The sequence below is a fragment of the Pedobacter deserti genome (assembly GCF_024436415.1).
Taxonomy (GTDB): Bacteria; Bacteroidota; Bacteroidia; order Sphingobacteriales; family Sphingobacteriaceae; genus Pedobacter; species Pedobacter faecalis.
Genome location: NZ_JAFMZQ010000001.1, coordinates 2,142,372 through 2,159,231 on the forward strand (window position 1 = coordinate 2,142,372; position 16,860 = coordinate 2,159,231).

At 43.2% G+C, this 16,860-nt stretch carries 21 protein-coding genes; 9 read left to right on the plus strand and 12 right to left on the minus strand.

What is annotated here, in order from left to right; genetic code table 11:
* Positions 1 to 2 precede the first annotated feature (2 nt).
* Positions 3 to 599: an RNA polymerase sigma-70 factor gene (locus tag J3P40_RS09680; protein ID WP_256004942.1), complete on the minus strand. Its 597-nt coding sequence runs from the start codon at positions 597 to 599 to the stop codon at positions 3 to 5.
* A 464-nt stretch (positions 600 to 1,063) separates the two neighbouring features.
* Between J3P40_RS09680 and J3P40_RS09685 the strand changes: the two genes are divergently transcribed.
* On the plus strand, positions 1,064 to 2,299 hold the full coding sequence (locus J3P40_RS09685) for an IS256 family transposase (protein ID WP_256004943.1): 1,236 nt from the start codon (positions 1,064 to 1,066) through the stop codon (positions 2,297 to 2,299).
* 26 nt (positions 2,300 to 2,325) lie between these two features.
* Here J3P40_RS09685 and J3P40_RS09690 read toward each other — a convergent pair whose 3' ends face one another.
* The 11 genes from J3P40_RS09690 to J3P40_RS09740 form a co-directional block, all read right to left on the minus strand.
* Positions 2,326 to 2,778, minus strand: a complete 453-nt coding sequence (locus tag J3P40_RS09690; RefSeq protein ID WP_256004944.1) for a hypothetical protein — start codon at positions 2,776 to 2,778, stop codon at positions 2,326 to 2,328.
* Between the two features lie 68 nt (positions 2,779 to 2,846).
* Positions 2,847 to 3,701 (minus strand): restriction endonuclease, encoded by an 855-nt coding sequence (locus tag J3P40_RS09695; RefSeq protein ID WP_256004945.1) that lies wholly within the window; start codon positions 3,699 to 3,701, stop codon positions 2,847 to 2,849.
* Positions 3,701 to 4,195, minus strand: coding sequence for a hypothetical protein (locus J3P40_RS09700; protein ID WP_256004946.1), 495 nt, complete (start codon positions 4,193 to 4,195; stop codon positions 3,701 to 3,703). Before J3P40_RS09700 ends, J3P40_RS09695 begins: the two co-directional genes overlap by 1 nt.
* Positions 4,192 to 4,707, minus strand: coding sequence for a hypothetical protein (locus J3P40_RS09705; protein ID WP_256004947.1), 516 nt, complete (start codon positions 4,705 to 4,707; stop codon positions 4,192 to 4,194). The genes J3P40_RS09700 and J3P40_RS09705 overlap by 4 nt, the downstream gene beginning before the upstream one ends.
* Positions 4,704 to 6,725 carry an AAA family ATPase gene (locus J3P40_RS09710; RefSeq protein ID WP_256004948.1) on the minus strand — a complete coding sequence of 674 codons (2,022 nt, stop codon included), beginning with the start codon at positions 6,723 to 6,725 and terminating at the stop codon, positions 4,704 to 4,706. The genes J3P40_RS09705 and J3P40_RS09710 overlap by 4 nt, the downstream gene beginning before the upstream one ends.
* Positions 6,726 to 6,980: 255 nt before the next feature.
* Positions 6,981 to 7,130: a hypothetical protein gene (locus J3P40_RS09715; protein WP_256004949.1), complete on the minus strand. Its 150-nt coding sequence runs from the start codon at positions 7,128 to 7,130 to the stop codon at positions 6,981 to 6,983.
* Positions 7,127 to 7,564 carry a DUF6908 domain-containing protein gene (locus tag J3P40_RS09720; RefSeq protein WP_256004950.1) on the minus strand — a complete coding sequence of 146 codons (438 nt, stop codon included), beginning with the start codon at positions 7,562 to 7,564 and terminating at the stop codon, positions 7,127 to 7,129. Before J3P40_RS09720 ends, J3P40_RS09715 begins: the two co-directional genes overlap by 4 nt.
* 42 nt (positions 7,565 to 7,606) lie before the next feature.
* Positions 7,607 to 7,789: a hypothetical protein gene (locus J3P40_RS09725; protein ID WP_256004951.1), complete on the minus strand. Its 183-nt coding sequence runs from the start codon at positions 7,787 to 7,789 to the stop codon at positions 7,607 to 7,609.
* Positions 7,790 to 7,806: 17 nt separating this feature from the next.
* A complete protein-coding gene (locus tag J3P40_RS09730; protein WP_256004952.1) occupies positions 7,807 to 8,088 on the minus strand; it encodes a hypothetical protein in 282 nt (93 codons plus the stop codon).
* Entirely contained in the window at positions 8,085 to 8,231 is a 147-nt protein-coding gene (locus J3P40_RS09735) for a hypothetical protein (protein ID WP_256004953.1), read from the minus strand. Before J3P40_RS09735 ends, J3P40_RS09730 begins: the two co-directional genes overlap by 4 nt.
* 61 nt (positions 8,232 to 8,292) lie before the next feature.
* Positions 8,293 to 8,826, minus strand: a complete 534-nt coding sequence (locus tag J3P40_RS09740; RefSeq protein ID WP_256004954.1) for a hypothetical protein — start codon at positions 8,824 to 8,826, stop codon at positions 8,293 to 8,295.
* 551 nt (positions 8,827 to 9,377) lie between these two features.
* Between J3P40_RS09740 and J3P40_RS09745 the strand changes: the two genes are divergently transcribed.
* The 8 genes from J3P40_RS09745 (at position 9,378) to J3P40_RS09780 (ending at position 16,821) form a co-directional block, all read left to right on the plus strand.
* Positions 9,378 to 9,788 carry a hypothetical protein gene (locus tag J3P40_RS09745; protein WP_256004955.1) on the plus strand — a complete coding sequence of 137 codons (411 nt, stop codon included), beginning with the start codon at positions 9,378 to 9,380 and terminating at the stop codon, positions 9,786 to 9,788.
* A gap of 133 nt (positions 9,789 to 9,921) precedes the next feature.
* Entirely contained in the window at positions 9,922 to 11,223 is a 1,302-nt protein-coding gene (locus J3P40_RS09750; RefSeq protein WP_256004956.1) for an AAA family ATPase, read from the plus strand.
* Entirely contained in the window at positions 11,207 to 11,800 is a 594-nt protein-coding gene (locus J3P40_RS09755) for an RloB family protein (protein ID WP_256004957.1), read from the plus strand. Before J3P40_RS09750 ends, J3P40_RS09755 begins: the two co-directional genes overlap by 17 nt.
* Positions 11,801 to 12,085: 285 nt before the next feature.
* Positions 12,086 to 13,333 (plus strand): hypothetical protein, encoded by a 1,248-nt coding sequence (locus tag J3P40_RS09760; RefSeq protein ID WP_256004958.1) that lies wholly within the window; start codon positions 12,086 to 12,088, stop codon positions 13,331 to 13,333.
* Between the two features lie 5 nt (positions 13,334 to 13,338).
* Positions 13,339 to 13,857 carry a Pycsar system effector family protein gene (locus J3P40_RS09765; RefSeq protein ID WP_256004959.1) on the plus strand — a complete coding sequence of 173 codons (519 nt, stop codon included), beginning with the start codon at positions 13,339 to 13,341 and terminating at the stop codon, positions 13,855 to 13,857.
* Positions 13,854 to 15,161, plus strand: coding sequence for a nucleotide-binding domain-containing protein (locus J3P40_RS09770; RefSeq protein WP_256004960.1), 1,308 nt, complete (start codon positions 13,854 to 13,856; stop codon positions 15,159 to 15,161). Before J3P40_RS09765 ends, J3P40_RS09770 begins: the two co-directional genes overlap by 4 nt.
* A 177-nt stretch (positions 15,162 to 15,338) precedes the next feature.
* The gene (locus J3P40_RS09775) at positions 15,339 to 16,061 is read left to right on the plus strand and encodes a hypothetical protein (RefSeq protein ID WP_256004961.1); all 723 of its coding nucleotides are present in this window, start codon (positions 15,339 to 15,341) and stop codon (positions 16,059 to 16,061) included.
* 139 nt (positions 16,062 to 16,200) lie between these two features.
* Entirely contained in the window at positions 16,201 to 16,821 is a 621-nt protein-coding gene (locus tag J3P40_RS09780) for a hypothetical protein (protein ID WP_256004962.1), read from the plus strand.
* The last annotated feature ends 39 nt before the right edge of the window (positions 16,822 to 16,860 follow it).

Genomic DNA, 16,860 nt, shown 5'->3' on the forward strand with positions numbered 1-16,860 from the left:
TTTTAAAAAAGCACAGACCAGAAAGACATACGCCCCAAATGTGCCCTCAGCTTTTTTAAGGTAATGTTCATCTGGTTCTCAACCGTCTTTTCCGAAATTCCCAGCCGCAATGCGATCTCTTTGTTGGTCAGGTAATGGTAGCGGGACAATTCGAAAATTTCCCTGGCCCTCTCGGGCAGACTGTCTGTGAAGTGCCTCACCATCCCAATCAGTTCTTTGAGTTCCAGACTGTCAGCTTCAACAGCCTGAGTGAAGGCCGGTTTAGTTGCCAGGATCTCTGTGCGGCGCTTACTTAGCCTGATGTACTTTGCAAGGTTAAATTTTACGGCAGCAAAGAGGTATGCTTTTAAAGAGCTGATCTGCAAGTTTTCGCGGTGTTCCCACAACCAGGTGAACACATTTTGCAGCACGTCATCGCATTCTGCTTCGTCCTGAAGAATACTGAACGCAAAAGAATAAAGAGCCCCAGAATACCTGTGGTAAATTTCATTGAAGGCAGGCAGACTCGCCTGTTTTACTAAGTCAACGAGTTCCTGATCGGTTTGGTTGCTGTAGGAAGCCTTGATAATAATTTCGGTGCTATTTATCGTCTGCGACAAACATATAGATTATTTCGCGTATTTCGTGGGATCCGCGGATACATGGAAACGTATTTTAGCCGTCCAACTGCTTAGAAGCAAAAAGATAACGCTATGGAAGAACATTCGGACGGCAGACCCGCCAAGGGTTTTTTAAGCATAAAAAAACCCCTTTAAAGTTAATTAAAGGGGTGTAACAGTGTCTGGGGTGGAAGGATACCCTTATGTCTTCAGAATTTTTGCGCGATTTGGGCATCCTGGCCACTCTACCTGAGAAAATGAAAGAGAAAGACGGCTGGGGAAAATTGACGAAATACGGGAAATAGCATCTTTTTTCTGCATGCAATAATTTCAATCAAATTTATCCCCAGTAGAGAAGTTTCAAATCTCTAGTGGGGATTTTTCTTAATTGATTTTAGCTACTAGAGGGGAGGGTGTTTCCTGAACTGTGTCAATAGTGTAACTTTAAACTATCGACATAAACAATGGCAACACAAGAAGACTTTGATTTCGAGAGCTTCAAGAAAGAAGCTATAGCAGGCTTATATGCCGGCAAAAAGATGACCGGCACTGATGGTGTACTGGCCCCGATGATGAAACATTTTCTTGAATCGATGATGACCGGAGAGCTGGAGCATCACATTTCCGAGAGTAAGCTTGCCGGGCAGGCTAATCGTAAAAACGGCAAAAGTAAGAAGACCGTTCGTAGCCTGAGTTCAGGAGAATTTGAACTTGAAACCGGGCGTGACCGTCTGGGTACCTTTGAGCCAAAAGTGGTTCCCAAGCGCCAGCTGATCATTACCGAGGAACTGGAAGGCAATATCCTGTCGATTTATGCCATGGGCATGAGTACACGTGCGATGCGGGATTATGTACAGGAAATGTACGCCATGGATATCTCTGCTGCCGAGATTTCAAGGATTACAGACAGTGTGCTGCCCGCGGTACAGGAATGGCGTAACAGGCCATTGGAGGCCGTATATCCCTTTGTGTTTCTGGACTGCATGTTCTTCAAGGTCAGGGTAAACGGAGCGGTGGAAACCCGCGCCATCTACAATATTCTGGGTGTGGATATTGAGGGTAAGAAAGATGTCTTAGGCCTTTATACCTCTGAAAACGAAGGTGCCAAGTTCTGGCTGTCGGTGCTTACTGATCTGAAAACACGAGGTGTGGAAGATATCCTGATCGCCTGCATTGATGGACTCAAGGGCTTCCCCGAAGCTGTGGAGGCGATCTTTCCCCGGACCAGGGTGCAGCTTTGCATTGTTCACCAGATCCGTTCCTCCATGCGCTATGTTCCTGAGAAAGACAAAAAGGCTGTAATGGCTGATATGAAGCCGATCTATCAGGCAAATAACGAACAGCAGGGATATGAAAGATTGCTGGAGTTTGAAGAGAAATGGGGTAAGAAATATCCCCTGAGCTGCAAGTCATGGCTGGACAACTGGGTCAACCTCTCGGCATTCTTTGAATACGATCAGGTAATCCGCAAGGTTATTTACACCACCAATCCGATCGAGGGTGTGCACCGCCAGATCCGCAAAATTACCAAGACCAAAGGAGCTTTCTCTTCTGAACAGGCACTGATGAAACTTATGTACCTGGTTATTAAAAACATCAGTAAGAAATGGACAATGCCAATCCATAACTGGGGACTGGCATTCTCGCAACTTTATATTAAATTTGGTGACAGAATACTTCAGGAGAACAGAGGCTTCTGAGAGGCGTTAATTTTGAATGACACAATTCACGTTACACTCCCGGGCAAAAGCGATTCGGGCAGAAAATAAATTGGTCCACTGGGACGCCATGCGGTCCGATGTTTCATTGGTATTTTGTTCCAAGTGATATTATCCTCGGACCATTCAGGTATGCCTTTAGACGTAAAGTTCTCATCGAGTTCGGGAATGCCATAGAAAAACTTTAGGTATTCCACGGTCTGTTTCATTTTATCAAACAGTGGTTCAGCAATTTTGTAACTGACGGTCCCTTTCTCGTAAAACGCTTCTCCCTCTTTTAACTCACTGACTTCGTTTTCTTCTAACTCAACAGTTTGTTGTAATTGAAAAACATACTCGTCTTTATTTAATGTAATGCTTGCACCTCCCAATTGGAAAGAAACAGATTTATCAGAATTAACGGAGAGTTGAACATGGTCGGTTCCGTTGGGTTTGGCACTATATCTTAAATAAATCAACATTTATAGAATAACTTATTGTTTACGAATTTGCTGTGATGGAAGCTCGTAGTAGATGCTAGAACATCACTTTAGGCATCCGTTGAAAGGTTCCAAATCAATCCACTCTTTGACAAGGTAAGTCTCCTTTTATCAAATAGCTCGTTCATGATCATCCATACCTCATCGGTCAATAGGAAAGATCTTTCGGTACTCATATCAATCTTAGTAAAAAATCCCGTGATCGAAATTTTTTCTGCCCTAAATTCACTATTCGATTGCCTCCAAAACAATTCGCGGTTGAGTAGATAATCTATTGTAGTGGTTTTCAATAGCTCGCCTCGTCTTTTTATTTCTTCAGAAAATGCATTAAGGAACTCACCAAACGAAATCGTTCTGCCAATAGCATCATGCAATTTCACATAGTACACGGCCATTATTTCGTCTTCACCAGTAATCCTACAGCTACCAAAATCAATGCTTGTGATTTTTCCCCGCGAGACCATCACTTTGGCATTTATATTTAATGTTCCGATCTCAATATTTTTTTTGAAGCCCCCATCATTTTCGCTGGCTTCCCAAAGTTGGACAAGCTTTATCCCTAAGTGCTTTGCATAGGTTAGTGTATCAGGCGTGAATCCGCTTTTACAGACGATGATACCGCTAGTTATATCTGCATCGGCCATAATCTGGGCAAGCTTCATGACGGCATCCTTGTCTACCTTTTTATTCCAGTATTTGCATTCAATCGCTGTAAGTAATTGCCTTTCACCATCCAACTGTTCTGTCAATACATCAACCTGATGCTCTACCGTGGATTTTCCTTTGACTTTACAGTTGCGCCCATAGCCTTTGACTTTGACCCCACACCGATCGCCAAGTGCGCCATAGATATATTGAGTGATGGCTTCATATACTTGCCAATTGAGTTCATTTTTACCGGACATTATTTCACATGTTTATTTGTTGCAAGAAGTACCCATACAACAGCGGTTGAATGTTCATTCTCTTCAGCGATTGCCAAACCGTTCATATGTAGCATATAATCGTTTGGTATTGATACACCTATGTACAAATTTGGAAGTCCGCCGAAATGATCTAAGAAATTTTGAGGATGGTTTAGTGTCGTTACATCAACAACTCCATTATCTTCAGCATTAAAACCGTGGAAAATAAACCTTTCACCCCGGCTTGCAAAGCCTTCTAAATATTTAATTTTTAAATCATCAGCCGCAATCTGAGAATTTCCGATGCAACGCGACGGCAGAAACTTCCTGTTCATGGCCTTTTCCGGTTGTATTACCACAAGGTAATGATCAGCGTTATACTGAAACCACTGCCAAAAAGCCTCTTTCTGGGCTTCTTCTATTATTAGATACTCATGGTCTGGCCCGGAGTAAAAGTTGCGTATTATCAGACTAAGAATATCATTAGTTATCATAATGCCTTATTATAAACTACGTCATTTTGCCCTCTTCGCTCTTTTTCTTCCCTAAACATAAAACCAATATCCCTACGCATTTGGCGTCTGAACTCTTTTATAGCTATAAAAAATTTATCTGTTTGTTCAGGTGTGTATTGGTTATTATTGGCAGGCTTCTTTAATAGTAGATTTCTCAACATTACATAACTATCACGAGCCTCATTAGATATTATTAAACTTACAATACCTTTCTTCCACATAATCAATTCATCGTGAGCATGTTTTATTACATCAATGCTAACCGTGCCACCTTTTTCCTTATAAACACCATCAAGAATCTCAAACGCCTTAGGGTAATGCTCAAGCCGCAGATCATAAAGTTTAGTGGTAAACGCACGGTTATTACTCCTGTCAAATTGTTTTTCTTGAAATCTTTTATTCCGATAGAATTGATACAGTGTAATCAATGAAACAATTAAGGAGGCACTGGCAGTGATAATAGCCGGTGACAGAATTGTGTTTAAATTCATTTCAGTGCCTTGTTAATAGATTGAAATAGCTTTTGCCATTGTTGTTTTTCGGCTTGTGTCAATGAGGCAACGGTGTTACTTCTCGTCCAGTTAACAAAAGCTTTCGCTAACTTATATTTTGAAAATCTAGGGATTTCAGAAGTAAAAATATCGACAATTGAGCGATTAGGTTGTGCTGACGCAGTAGCGCTTACATCTTTGCTAAACTCAGCAGTTGCAATAGAAATTAACGTGTCCCTTAGTAAATCTTCAATTTCAGCTTTAGCAACACCACTGCAATAATCTTTTGTCCGCAAAATATTCTTGTTGCCTAGGGCATGTACCAAATGCTCTTGTTGAGCTGCCTGATCACCTGCCGCATCCGAATCAAGTAATGCGGCTATTTTTAGATTATGTGCATGTAAAATTGTGGCATAATAAACAACTTTTCCAGCGGAATTTGCAAACACCAACGCTATTTTATCATCAAGTTTTTCTGTACCCGAATCACGGAACATGTTTGCAGTCGCATCTATATACCAATAATCAGTTAACCCTTCTAAAACTAGGTTCTTCTGCTGAGAAAATAAACTCTGCGCTAAATCATAACCTAACGCTTCTTGTAAAGGAAGTAAGCCTGCAGGATCACTCGAAGATATGGTTGAATGCACTTTTGTGCCATTCTCCCTTGTTTTTAATTCAACAACACGTACCAGATCAAGTTCATCCGGTCCAACCAAAAAGGGTGAATGCGTAGTAAAAATCGTTTGATTTTGTTCAGCTAATCGGGATAAGGTCATTCTAAACTCCCTTTGTTTCAACCCGTGTAAGCTCATACCTGGCTCGTCCAGCAACAATATTGCGTTTTTATGTTTGTCCATTGCTTCGGCAAAAAACACCACGTAAAATGATACTAACCATTGGAAGCCTTCTGATCGCTGGTCAAGCTCAATTTTGACACCTAATTCATCTTCTACAGATACTTTTAAATATTGCCCATCTGCTGATATTGTCAATTTTTCAGCTTCTGGTCTGTTTGGATTTGGGTTCCAAATATTCTTTATTTCAGTTGTCAATCGAATACTTGCAGCGTCTAATTGATATGAACGTTTATCAAGAGTATCCCTATAGTTCTTCAATCCTTCTTGATCATTTTGAGATGGACTGGATGTTTTGCCTATGTCAGATAATGCACGAGGTGTAAAGCCAAGTAGCTTTAAAAGGCACATGTTTCCGTAATCGTAAAATTTGTCATCATCCAATAAATTACCTTCAACACGATCTGCCAAGTGCTCTAAATGAATTAACGGTTTTACTTTAAAATAGTTATTAAAAAGCACAAAAACCGGCTTTCTATTTTCTAAAGTTTTAAGCACCTGATTATATTGATCATTAAATAGAATCTGTCCTTCAAGTTTCTTGTAGCGTTCTACTTCTTTCTGATTATCTTCATCAACTTCAACAAATACACTTTCAAACCATTTTGCAAACTCAGGAAAATTAGCCTTAGATACTATAGACCAGTCACTGAAAGAGCTTGAATATTTAGCGAGCTTTTCAGATGGTTTTGCTCCAGCCGCTAAAGGAACAGAAGGATCAAGTTGTTTATCCAAATGGGCTGCCATTCGGATTAAATCATCCTTAATGTTTTTATAGTAATTTCTGGTAGGTGCGCCCTCTAACAAATGATAACCTGAATTATTAAGGTTTCTGTAATTCACATAGGTGCTATTGTGAAAAGCCTCTGGAATGGCCTTTTTATCCTCGTCATCTAACGAAAACCATCCTCTAACGATTTCTACATCACTAGCTTTAATTTTACCTGTCGTTATGTCATTATAAAGCGATCTGGGGTAGTCACGTATTTCGTCGAAACCATCAACACCATCTGGTCTATGAAGTTGTTGTAGTGCTTTAAGAATAACTGTTTTTCCTGCTTCATTTGGGCCAACTAATATTGTTTTTAGGTTTTCCAGCGTAAATTCACCTGTATCTTTAATCGACCTATAATTCTGAATTCGAGCTTTCGCTAATCTCATTGTTGTTCGGTTTATATTGGTTAAAAAATAATTGCATATCAGACAGATAGACGTCCAACCTTATGCCAACTGCGCTAAGCTTGGACAAATCGGAAATTTTGACAGTCCGTTTACAATTTTAATTTGGAGATTTTGCATCAATGTGTTAACACAAATACAATAAATTTTAAATCACCTTTAAAACACCTATGCCCCGCAAGGGGCCGCCCGGATTTTTAAGCGACCCCTTGCAGGGCATTTACTGTTATTATCTGATTAAAGTTCTATAACGATACCGTCCTGGCAGTCTGCGGCTTCTTCTTTCGCTTCTTCGTAAACGTCAAACACTTTGTTGTTGCCATCGGTATCGGTAACAATGGCGGCGTATTCCGCGCCACCATGTTTTTCTATCACGATATAATTCATACTTCATGCCCTAAAAATCCCTGCGCCTCAATGTTGCTTAACCACAGGTCTGCAAATTCAGCGTGTTCGTGCTGCAGGGTACCATCACAACTTTGCAGCATATCATTGTGAAAGGTGATGCTCTGCTGATAGATGCCCATATCCGCCTGCTGGAAAAAATACGGCGTTACCTGCACCTGTTCCGGGCTTCGGTTCTCCGCTGTGCGCCCGTCCACCACCACAAAACCCATTTCCGGGTCCTGCATCAGGTCGCCGTTTTGCTCGTAGTAGTGGCAAAGACTGTATAAATCCGCCTCTCCGCCATAGGCTTCGCCGGTCTTCTCGATGGTCAACGGCATAAAAGGTTCATTTTCAATTTTCAGGTGCTGCCTGCCGCCGAGTTTATCCAACAACTGGCAGAAAATTAATGTGCTATGCTGATTTAAAGTTTTCATGTTAAAAAATGCGCCCTTTGTGCGGTTGCGCCTCCGCTTAGGTTAATAATGGAGATAGGGACGGCGTGGCCTGTCCTCGTTCAGTACCTCGCTGCCATATTTCGCCCGTATCTCGTCCAGTGATTTTTTACCGCCTTTGCTGACCTTGTATTCCGCCGTGCGGAAATACCACGCCTGTTTTTTAGAGGCGAAAAAAAAGCCCGCTCGTTTTAGTGTATCCTTCACCGGGCGAGTGCTACCGGTTACCAAATCCACCAGCCCACCAGTTCAATGGTGATGCCTTCTAAATGGATAATCGCTTCAATCGCCTTGCGGTAGGCTTCGGAGGATAAGATTTCATGCTCGGTCTCTTCCTCAGAAAGGTTCGCCCCTTTGATGGCTTTAGCCGAAGCAAACGCAAATTCCTTGTTGATTTCCTGCATGGTCGCCGTATCACCCCCTAAATCCGGGTGGTACTGCTTGGCCAGTTTCTTGTACTTCGCTTTGACCTCGTCCAGCGTGGTACAGTCGTAGAACCATTTCATACGGCTATCCTCCTTTTGAGGCTGTAGAGTTCGAGGAACTCCGCCAACTGGCGATAAAAAGCATCGGGGTTATCGTCCCGGAACTGCAACCCGTAACCCGGCCAGTACAACTGATCAAGGTGTTCAATAAATACCTGTTCCATGATTCATAAATTTTTGAGTGAATAAATAGCCTCCCGATAGGCACCGGGAGGCCGGAACAGCTTACAGGGTCAGGGAGATTTGCGCCTCCACCTCGGCCAGTTTACCCTGACACAGGGCGGCAATGTCTTTGGCTACCCGGTCAATGATAAAAGGATTTTTCGTGCTGAACGTATTACCGTTATCATCGGTAATGGTCAGCTCACAACGCTGGAAATGGTTCAGGTTGGTTTCCTCTGCATCATCCAACTGCTTCACCTCGAAGGCATCCAGTTCATCAATGGTGGTGATCAGCTTTTCCCTTTGGTTGGACAGCCTGCTCAAATCCTTGATCTTTTTGAGCGTCTGCTCCAAATTCAAAGCGGGTTTTTCCTGCTCCAGTTGGGTTTTGATTTCCTTTTTGCTCGGTTCCGCCTGCGGTTGCGGTTCCGTTTTCTCCGTTTCAGTTTTAGGTTGCTCCTGCGCCTTGACCGCTTCCGCTTTTTTTTGAGATTCCGCATTTACCGGGTTGCCTGCTACGAATTGCGGGGTTTTGTGATTCTTCTCGGTGTTCGCATTTGTTTTTGCTTGCCCGTTGTCTTTAACTTTTGTTTCCATGATTGAAAAAAATTAAGTGTTTAAACCGCCGTACTACCTTTCCGACGGAAGCCTTCCTGGCTTTTTGATAGTCACCCTCACCTGATCGGCAGGGACGACGGGCAAGACTTTGCCGAAAAAAATACAACCCGGAGCGTAGCGCAGGTGTGGAGATTTTTTTCGAGCAAACCCGAAGGGCATGGTCTTGACCAGGAAGACCTGCCCATCAGAAATTTGTGCTCAAAAAGCTTGGAAAAACCGCCTTGTACATCTCAATGAAATACCTGATAAAGGTCAATAAAGCAGCTTTGCCGGAGACAGTGCTGCATCAGCCGGAAAACAGCGGCCGCAGGCTGTGCAGCGGAGCGAACAGACCAGGCGGCTGTCCGGCCTGTCTTCAACTATCCTATAAAAACCTTAACTTTAACCCGTGCCATTGCTTTAGGCAAACGGCAAAAAGATTTATTGAAAAATATTGCGTTACGCAATCCTCGTAGTGGAAAACTGGTAATTTTTAGTGCACGGGGAATGAGTAGCCCATGCCAATGGCGTGTGGCTGGCTTGTTCTGTGCATGGGTATACCAGTACCTCCACTACAAACAGGTTTAGCCCGCGCCATTGGTATGTTTATGAAAATCCGTCCATTCATCGAGCCCGGCTATCTGCCATCGCTAACTCACCGGCCGGGCCTGCATCCTGAAGATTCCGTTTATCAGGCCATAAACCTATTTTCCAAAGCAAAAGATTGCTTGGAGCTACCCGTCTTTGAAAGTGGAAAATATCTCGGAAAAGTAACGCTTCCACGCCTGACCCAGGAATTACTAAGTATTCATCGCAAAGAAAAACATGATCGTTTCCGGCAGCAGCAGTTCATATCCAGCCAGTTAACGAAATTGAAATACTTATTAGAAAAGAATGGAACAGCGCATACGCATCAGGAAATGACTGCCCTTGTCGCATCACTAATGGATACCCTTCATTGAACCGGTGTCATCCGGATTGCCGTTCCTTATTCATATATACGATAAAAACACAAAAAATGAACAAAACATACATTTTTTGTGTTTTTATCATTCAATTAATTATATTTGCATTACATTTTAGAAAAATTGCATCATGTTAATATCATTCGCAGTAACCAATTTCAGATCTATTCGTGAGCGGGTGGAAATTAATACGTTTAAAACAGGGGCAAAAGGCTTAGTCTCCAACTACTTTAAAAGCCCTGGAAAAAAGCAATTGCTCCGCTCAGCAGTGATTTACGGGCCCAATGCATCGGGTAAATCCGGTTTTTTAATGGCCTTTAACGCCTTAAAATATCTGGTGCATGAATCGGCCAGTTTCAAGGCTGATGAGGGTATCGCCCCTTACGAGCCGCACCGGCTGGAAAAGAGTTACGCGGAAATGCCCACTACTTTCGAGATCAGTTTCATCAACAAGTGGCAATATGACTATACCGTGGTGATCAACGAGGATCAGATCGTCCAGGAAGAGTTGTATTATTACCCGGGCACTACCAAAAGCCTGCTCTATTCCCGTCACCTGGGTAAAGAGATCAAGTTTGGTGATTATTTTAAAGGGCCTAAGAAAACTCTGGAAAAACTATTGTCCCCGAACCAGCTGCTGTTATCCAAAGCTGCTGAGAACAATGCCGAAGACATTCTGTTAATGGCTTTCCGCTTCTTTACCTCCAAGCTTAGGGCGTATCCGCTGATGGAAGCTTATCATGAGCACAACCTGACCGTGTTTTATGCTAAGCGCATCGCAGAGGATAAAGAGGATACTTTTACCAAGCGCTTCAATGCCATGATCTGCGCACTGGATACCGGTATCAGTTCAGTATCCGTAGAGGAAGTGGACTGGAACAACTATAAGTTTCCGGGAAATATGCCGGACGAGATCAAAAAGCAGGTTCAGGAAGACTATAAATACGATATCAAAACCCAGCATTTCGTTTTTGATAAAACCGAAAAGATCGGCTTTGCCTCCTTCGATATCCGCCAGGAATCGGCCGGGACCCAAAGCCTGTTTGCCATTGGCGGAATCATACTGGATGCGCTGACCCACGGGCGGGTATTGATCATTGATGAGTTTGAAAAAAACCTGCATCCCAATATCACCGGATTTTTGATCCAGTTGTTTCACAACCCGGTCATCAACAAGAACAATGCGCAACTGATCTTTGCCACCCACGATATCACCCAGTTGTCCAACGACCGCTTCCGGCGTGACCAGGTCTGGTTCACCCAGAAGAATGAGTACGGGGCCACTTCCCTGTACCGTTGCTCGGATATTGACGGCGTGCGCATGGGAACCCCGCTGGATAAATGGTACGCGTCAGGAAGATTTGGCGCCACGCCTATCATTCAGGATACGGATTTTTTAATTGAAATGCAGTCGGATGAAGTTGAAGGTTAATAAAAGGATACTGATTTTGTGCGAAGGAGTCACCGAATACTACTACGCTAAAAACCTCCAGGGGGAGCTGCCGCGTGCGTTGCAGCAGGCCATCTCCGTGGAAATCTTTTATTCAACCAAAAATGATCCGAAACAACTGGTAGCCGAAGCGCACCGGCGGCTGAAAGCCGCCGTCAAAGAACGAAATCCCTATGACACCGTCTGGCTTTTCTTTGACAAAGACCAGTGGCCTGATCTGAAAGGAACATTCCGCCAGATCGAACGCGACCGCTTTGCACTGGCTTATTCTGCCATCGCAATCGAGCACTGGTTTATTTTACATTTTGAGCATTGCGGGCGGGCGTTCCAAAGCGGACAGGAAGCATTAAAGCACCTGACACGCCTTTGGCCGGAATACCACAAGACCAAGCTTAACCACTATAAGCATCTGAAGGAGCGGCTGGCGTTGGCTATGGAGCGCGCAGAAGTAGTAAACCGCCAGCACGATGAAGCCACACCCATGCATGTGCGCAACCCGTATTTTACGGTACAGCGCCTGGTAGATTTTTTTGAACAATTAAAGGAGGAACAAAGATGACATAAGTACCTGATAACACCAGAAGCTGAGGTATGTACAGTCAAGAAAAAAGCCCAGGAAATTGCAGCCTCCCGAGCTTTTAAGTTGTAGTTCATACGCCCGAAGTGAATCGCAGCGAACGAACGAGGTTTTTTCACGCCCTCTTTGTTTTAAACGCACAAAGGTAGAAAATGTTACCTTTTAAGCAAGTAAAAACAGCGTTACCTGTCATTCTCCATCCGGCCTGCCCTGTACGGCTCATTACAGGCAAATAGGAATATCCAACGTAATTAAGGAATTAAAAAAATGACAGACCGTTTTATACAAAAACCGGTCATCCTCGACGATGACCATAGTACCGGCAGGTTAAAAGTAAGCCTGTTGATGACCTTATTGAATGACCACCCCTATCAGAAAGAAGTAGCCGCCACGTTCAACACCGATGAAATTGCCGGACAATACATTCAGGTGGACCACATCGATACCCTTTTTAAGCGTATCCAATACATCAACCAGCACTTTCGGCGATTTTCCGTCAACGCCCAGAGCAAGCACATCACCATCCGAGAAAGCAAAGACCCGGTAGAAGACTTGAACAATCCCCATCCGCTGATCTTTAATTTTGAGGAATACGCAGAGGTTGATGAAGTCAAAAACAACCTTGACTGTTATGCCATCTACGATGCCAAGAACACCTACTTTGATACCTATGACATGGCCAAGTATGCTAACCGTCTTTACAAAAGCGGATTGGGCAAACTTGCGCAATACAACCTTGACTATTTTAAAGACCTTGCCTCAGATGACCGCAAATACAACCGATATCGGAGCTACCGCCTCGTTGCTAATAATGACCAGCTTTTCCTGCGCGGCATCACCTCGGTAGATCGTTATTACGAATACGGCGTAGATTTCACCTTCGTGGTGACCATGCTCTCTTTGCATCGGGACATGCAGCGAAACGAAGGCAACCAATACGCTATTACCAGCGCCGCCGCTTCGGAATCCAAAGTAGAAATCATCGTTACCGACAAGCACCTGAAAGACGCAGGCCCCTTCGGCAAAGCATCTTCCGCAATCATCGTCACCACCAACGACCTGGGTCAGGGCTCGCTCAATTTCAATAAAATCATCCGGGTTGGCGGACGGCTGCACGGCGGGGTTTACCTGTTTAACAGCAATGAGGAAGCCAACAACAGTAAACTGATCATTTCTCACCGCACCGGGCCGAAAAAAACATTGGAAAGTCTGGTCGAACTGGATACCATCCTGAATGATACCGACGATTTTATCAAAGACCTGTTAGCCATCAAAACCATCAAAACCCCTGACGAACTCCGGGCGCGTATTGAGTACAAACTCACCAATCCCCGGAGCGCTTTCAAAGACATCAAAGCCCTGCGGGACATTTTCAAAGCCAGGATCGACAATGAAATTAAAGCCTTCGCTAAGTTGCTCGACATGTGTGACAAAGCAGAACAACTGGACATCGACTACGACCTGAAGGATAAACTGCGGTACATCATTTCAGACATCATTTTGAGTAAAAAATAGACTCTATGGCATTAACGACAGATCAAATTAAGTTTATCATACAGCGCTATGATACTTATATAGGAGGTGCAAACACCAAGGGGGCATTCCTGCTGGCATTTAATAGTTTTCTTTGCGGTGGGCTTTTATCAAACTACAAAACACTGATCACTTTTGTCGAAGCAAACTGGCTCACGGCTTATAAAATTTCCGTTTTAGGTGTATTTATCTTGGGCGTCGGCAGTTTGGTAGTCGTATTATTGGCAATTTTTCCTTTCCTGAAATCCGGGAATTCCTCGCCGGACCGCTACCATTCCCTGATTTATTTTGGTTCAGTGAGCATGTTTGACAATGCCAGCAAATACCAGGATGCCCTTCAGGCTGCCGATGAACAATCCTTTATTGATGATGCTTCAAAACAAGCATTTCAACTCGCTACCGGCCTGCGTAAGAAGTACAATTATTTGTCTTGGGCTACGGTGATGATATTTATTCAGCTGGCCTTGGTGCTTGCAATTCTTTCCTTAATTCTTTTTAGCAAATGAGATTATTTGAAAATTATACCCAAGACATTGATAAACTACTGACAAGTGATAGCTACAGCAGCTTTAACGGTGGTATCGAAAGTATACGGTCTGTCCGCAATGATATATTGAAAGGCAATGCGTCTGTTAAGCTTTTTGCTGCCCAGAATGAAAGCCTGCAACTGACTGGCGACAAGGCATTACTGGGTTTCGATCGCAACGGATTACAAAAATTATTCGGCCCCAATAAAAGTTCTTTTGAACATATTGTTATCGGCAGCCATCCGGATTTTGAGCATATCGGCCATAACGAAATGGAATACCACCATTGTACCTCCATGTTCGTGGATATCAAAGGATCATCCCGGTTACGGCTGAAGTATCCTCTGGAAAGGGTGCGGCTCATTAAAGACTCCTTGCTAACCCTATGTATCCATGTCGCCAATTTTTTTGGCGGACATATTCACCGGCTTCAGGGAGATGCCGTCTTTGTCCAGTTCGCACGTCGGGGACAGTATAAGAACGATTCAGTAATCAATGCCCTTAATGCCGCTGCGGTGCTGTGCCAGTTCGTCGAAAAGAATCTGAGTGCAATTTTTAGAAAACACGGACTTGAACCGATCAAGATCAGAATTGGTATAGATTATGGCCCCGACCAGGAAGTCTTATGGTCACACTATGGCGTACCTGGATGTGCAGAACTGACCACAACCAGCCTGCATACCGATCTGGCTGCAAAGCTTCAGCAAAAAGCATCATCCAACAGCATTATTGTAGGCGGCAATGTAATTAAAGAACTGGATGTTCCTGAGTTGTATTACGACTACGTTTACAAGATGAATAATGGGCAGCGAGAAATAGACCGCTACATTATCCGGGACATTGCCTACCAGCAATATGAGTTCTTATGGCGGAAGTATCTGCCAACATATGATTTCGTTAATCGCGCCGGAGATGGCAGCCTGGAAATCACAGAGCCGGACTATCGCTTGTACTGTGAGGTCTATGACGCGACACAAGGGCCAGAGCCCTATTTCCAAAATTCCTGTTCTATTGCCAAAGGGAAACAAATCCGGTTTACCCTGAAGTTCCGCAATTCCCTTTACCATAAACGAGATTACGAAACGATCGAGTGGAAAGTAACTAACCAGGGAGCTGAAGCGAAAACAGCGAACAATTTGGAACCTGATTACGGAAATGGGTTTAAAAACCATACGACCTGCGAACTTAACGCCGCATATCTTGGCCACCATCATATAAAATGCAAGATCATTAGGCCGAATAGTCCGACGATCACCTCCACTTTCCATGTGTTTGTCCAGTAGTAACGGACAGATTGAGTGTCACTAAAAAAGAAGCATGTGGAATATGCGAAAAATGTTAGTAATTACATAAACCCACTAGAATATTATCAACGGTATTTTGTGTAATTTTATAGTTAAAATAATTCAGTGTCAACGGTTTGCATCGCTAATCAGTCGACCAATAAAATACTAAATAAAATGGCAGAAGAAACAATTGAGATAAGAGAGCAGAAGATCGTTCTGGAGCCACAGATATCCCTTACGATGATTTCCCGTTATGTCGTGGCCTCCCAGAGGCGAAGACAGAGCATACTGAAGGGTTGTAAATACCCACCAACGTATATTCCCCGCTTTTACGAAATAGCCCGAAAGCTGGTCTGCGAAGCCTTTGCACTCAATTTTATTGATCAGCAAGAGATTTATTTTGACGATTTTAAGCGTCATGCTGAAAGATTGCGGAAGGAAGCGAAGGGCTTCCCTGAAAATAAAGACGATCACAAAAACCGGATTTATTCCGCAAAGGGATTGGATGGCATTATTGCTATGGAGCAATTGCTGAAACCCATTTTGCAAACCTATGTGCTGGACAATAATTTAAGCCGGAGACGGAATAAAATTATAAAAAATGGCGTAAGGATCGGCGCAATGGCAGATATGCTTTTATCAGACATCGCAGGTGATCAGGTAGGCTTTTTAAAATTCAACTTTTCTACTGAAAAACTAAAAAAAGAAGAAGCGGCAGTCAAACTGTGGGTATTGCACCGTTTCTATTCCGAAAAAGGAATGGAATTCGAATCCAAAAACTGCTTACTGATCGATGTCGCTGCCTGGCGCGTATATCGCCTGGGCGATGTCCAGGATGTTGAAACAGCAATTGACCAGTCGAGCCGCGAAATTCGTGACAATTGGGACTTGATATAAAAGAGTGATATCTCAATGACTATTTATCCTTCTGCATTAACAATCAATAGCATCACAATGCCTGAAGTTAGCATTTTGTTATCGGTTTCTTGGTTATCCCCCAATTCAAATGACCACTTCTATTCAATAACATTTAACCATGACTTACTACAGTAAAAGCCAGGCAATTCTATTAGATCAAATATTAGCCGCATTTGGCTCATCTGACACCTTAAGCAATGAGCATCTTTTAAAAATAGATTCAAATGAAAAGAGAATTAGTGGCCTTGTTAAGATTTTGGAGGCGAGAGGTTTCGTGAAAGCCATAAATACTGAAGAAAGCGACGTTCCTTACATAGTATTTATTAATCCTTCTGGTTCCCTTTTTTTAGAGGGCGGCGGTTTCGTGGCCGAACATGAACGGGAGCAACAACGCCTGAAAAATGTTTCCGGTTCTAGTATCACAATCAAATCATCTGGTAACCGCAACATCATCAACACTGGAAATCACAATATCTTTCATATTAACCATGCTGTCGCTGAAGGAGACATACAATCACTTAAGCAGGCATTAAGTGACAACAAAGTTGCAGCGCCGGATATCGCTGAAATTGTTGAAATTGTACAACAAGAAGAACCAGCTAATCACGAACTTGGACCCATTTCTAAAAATTGGATTAGAAAAATGCTTGACCTGTCAATGGAAGGCACCTGGGAAATTGGATTGGCAACCGCGGGAGGTCTATTAACGGAGTGTTTAAAAAAATATTACGGCATTTAGCTAACCATTTAATTACGAATATATTACTTATAAAAAAGG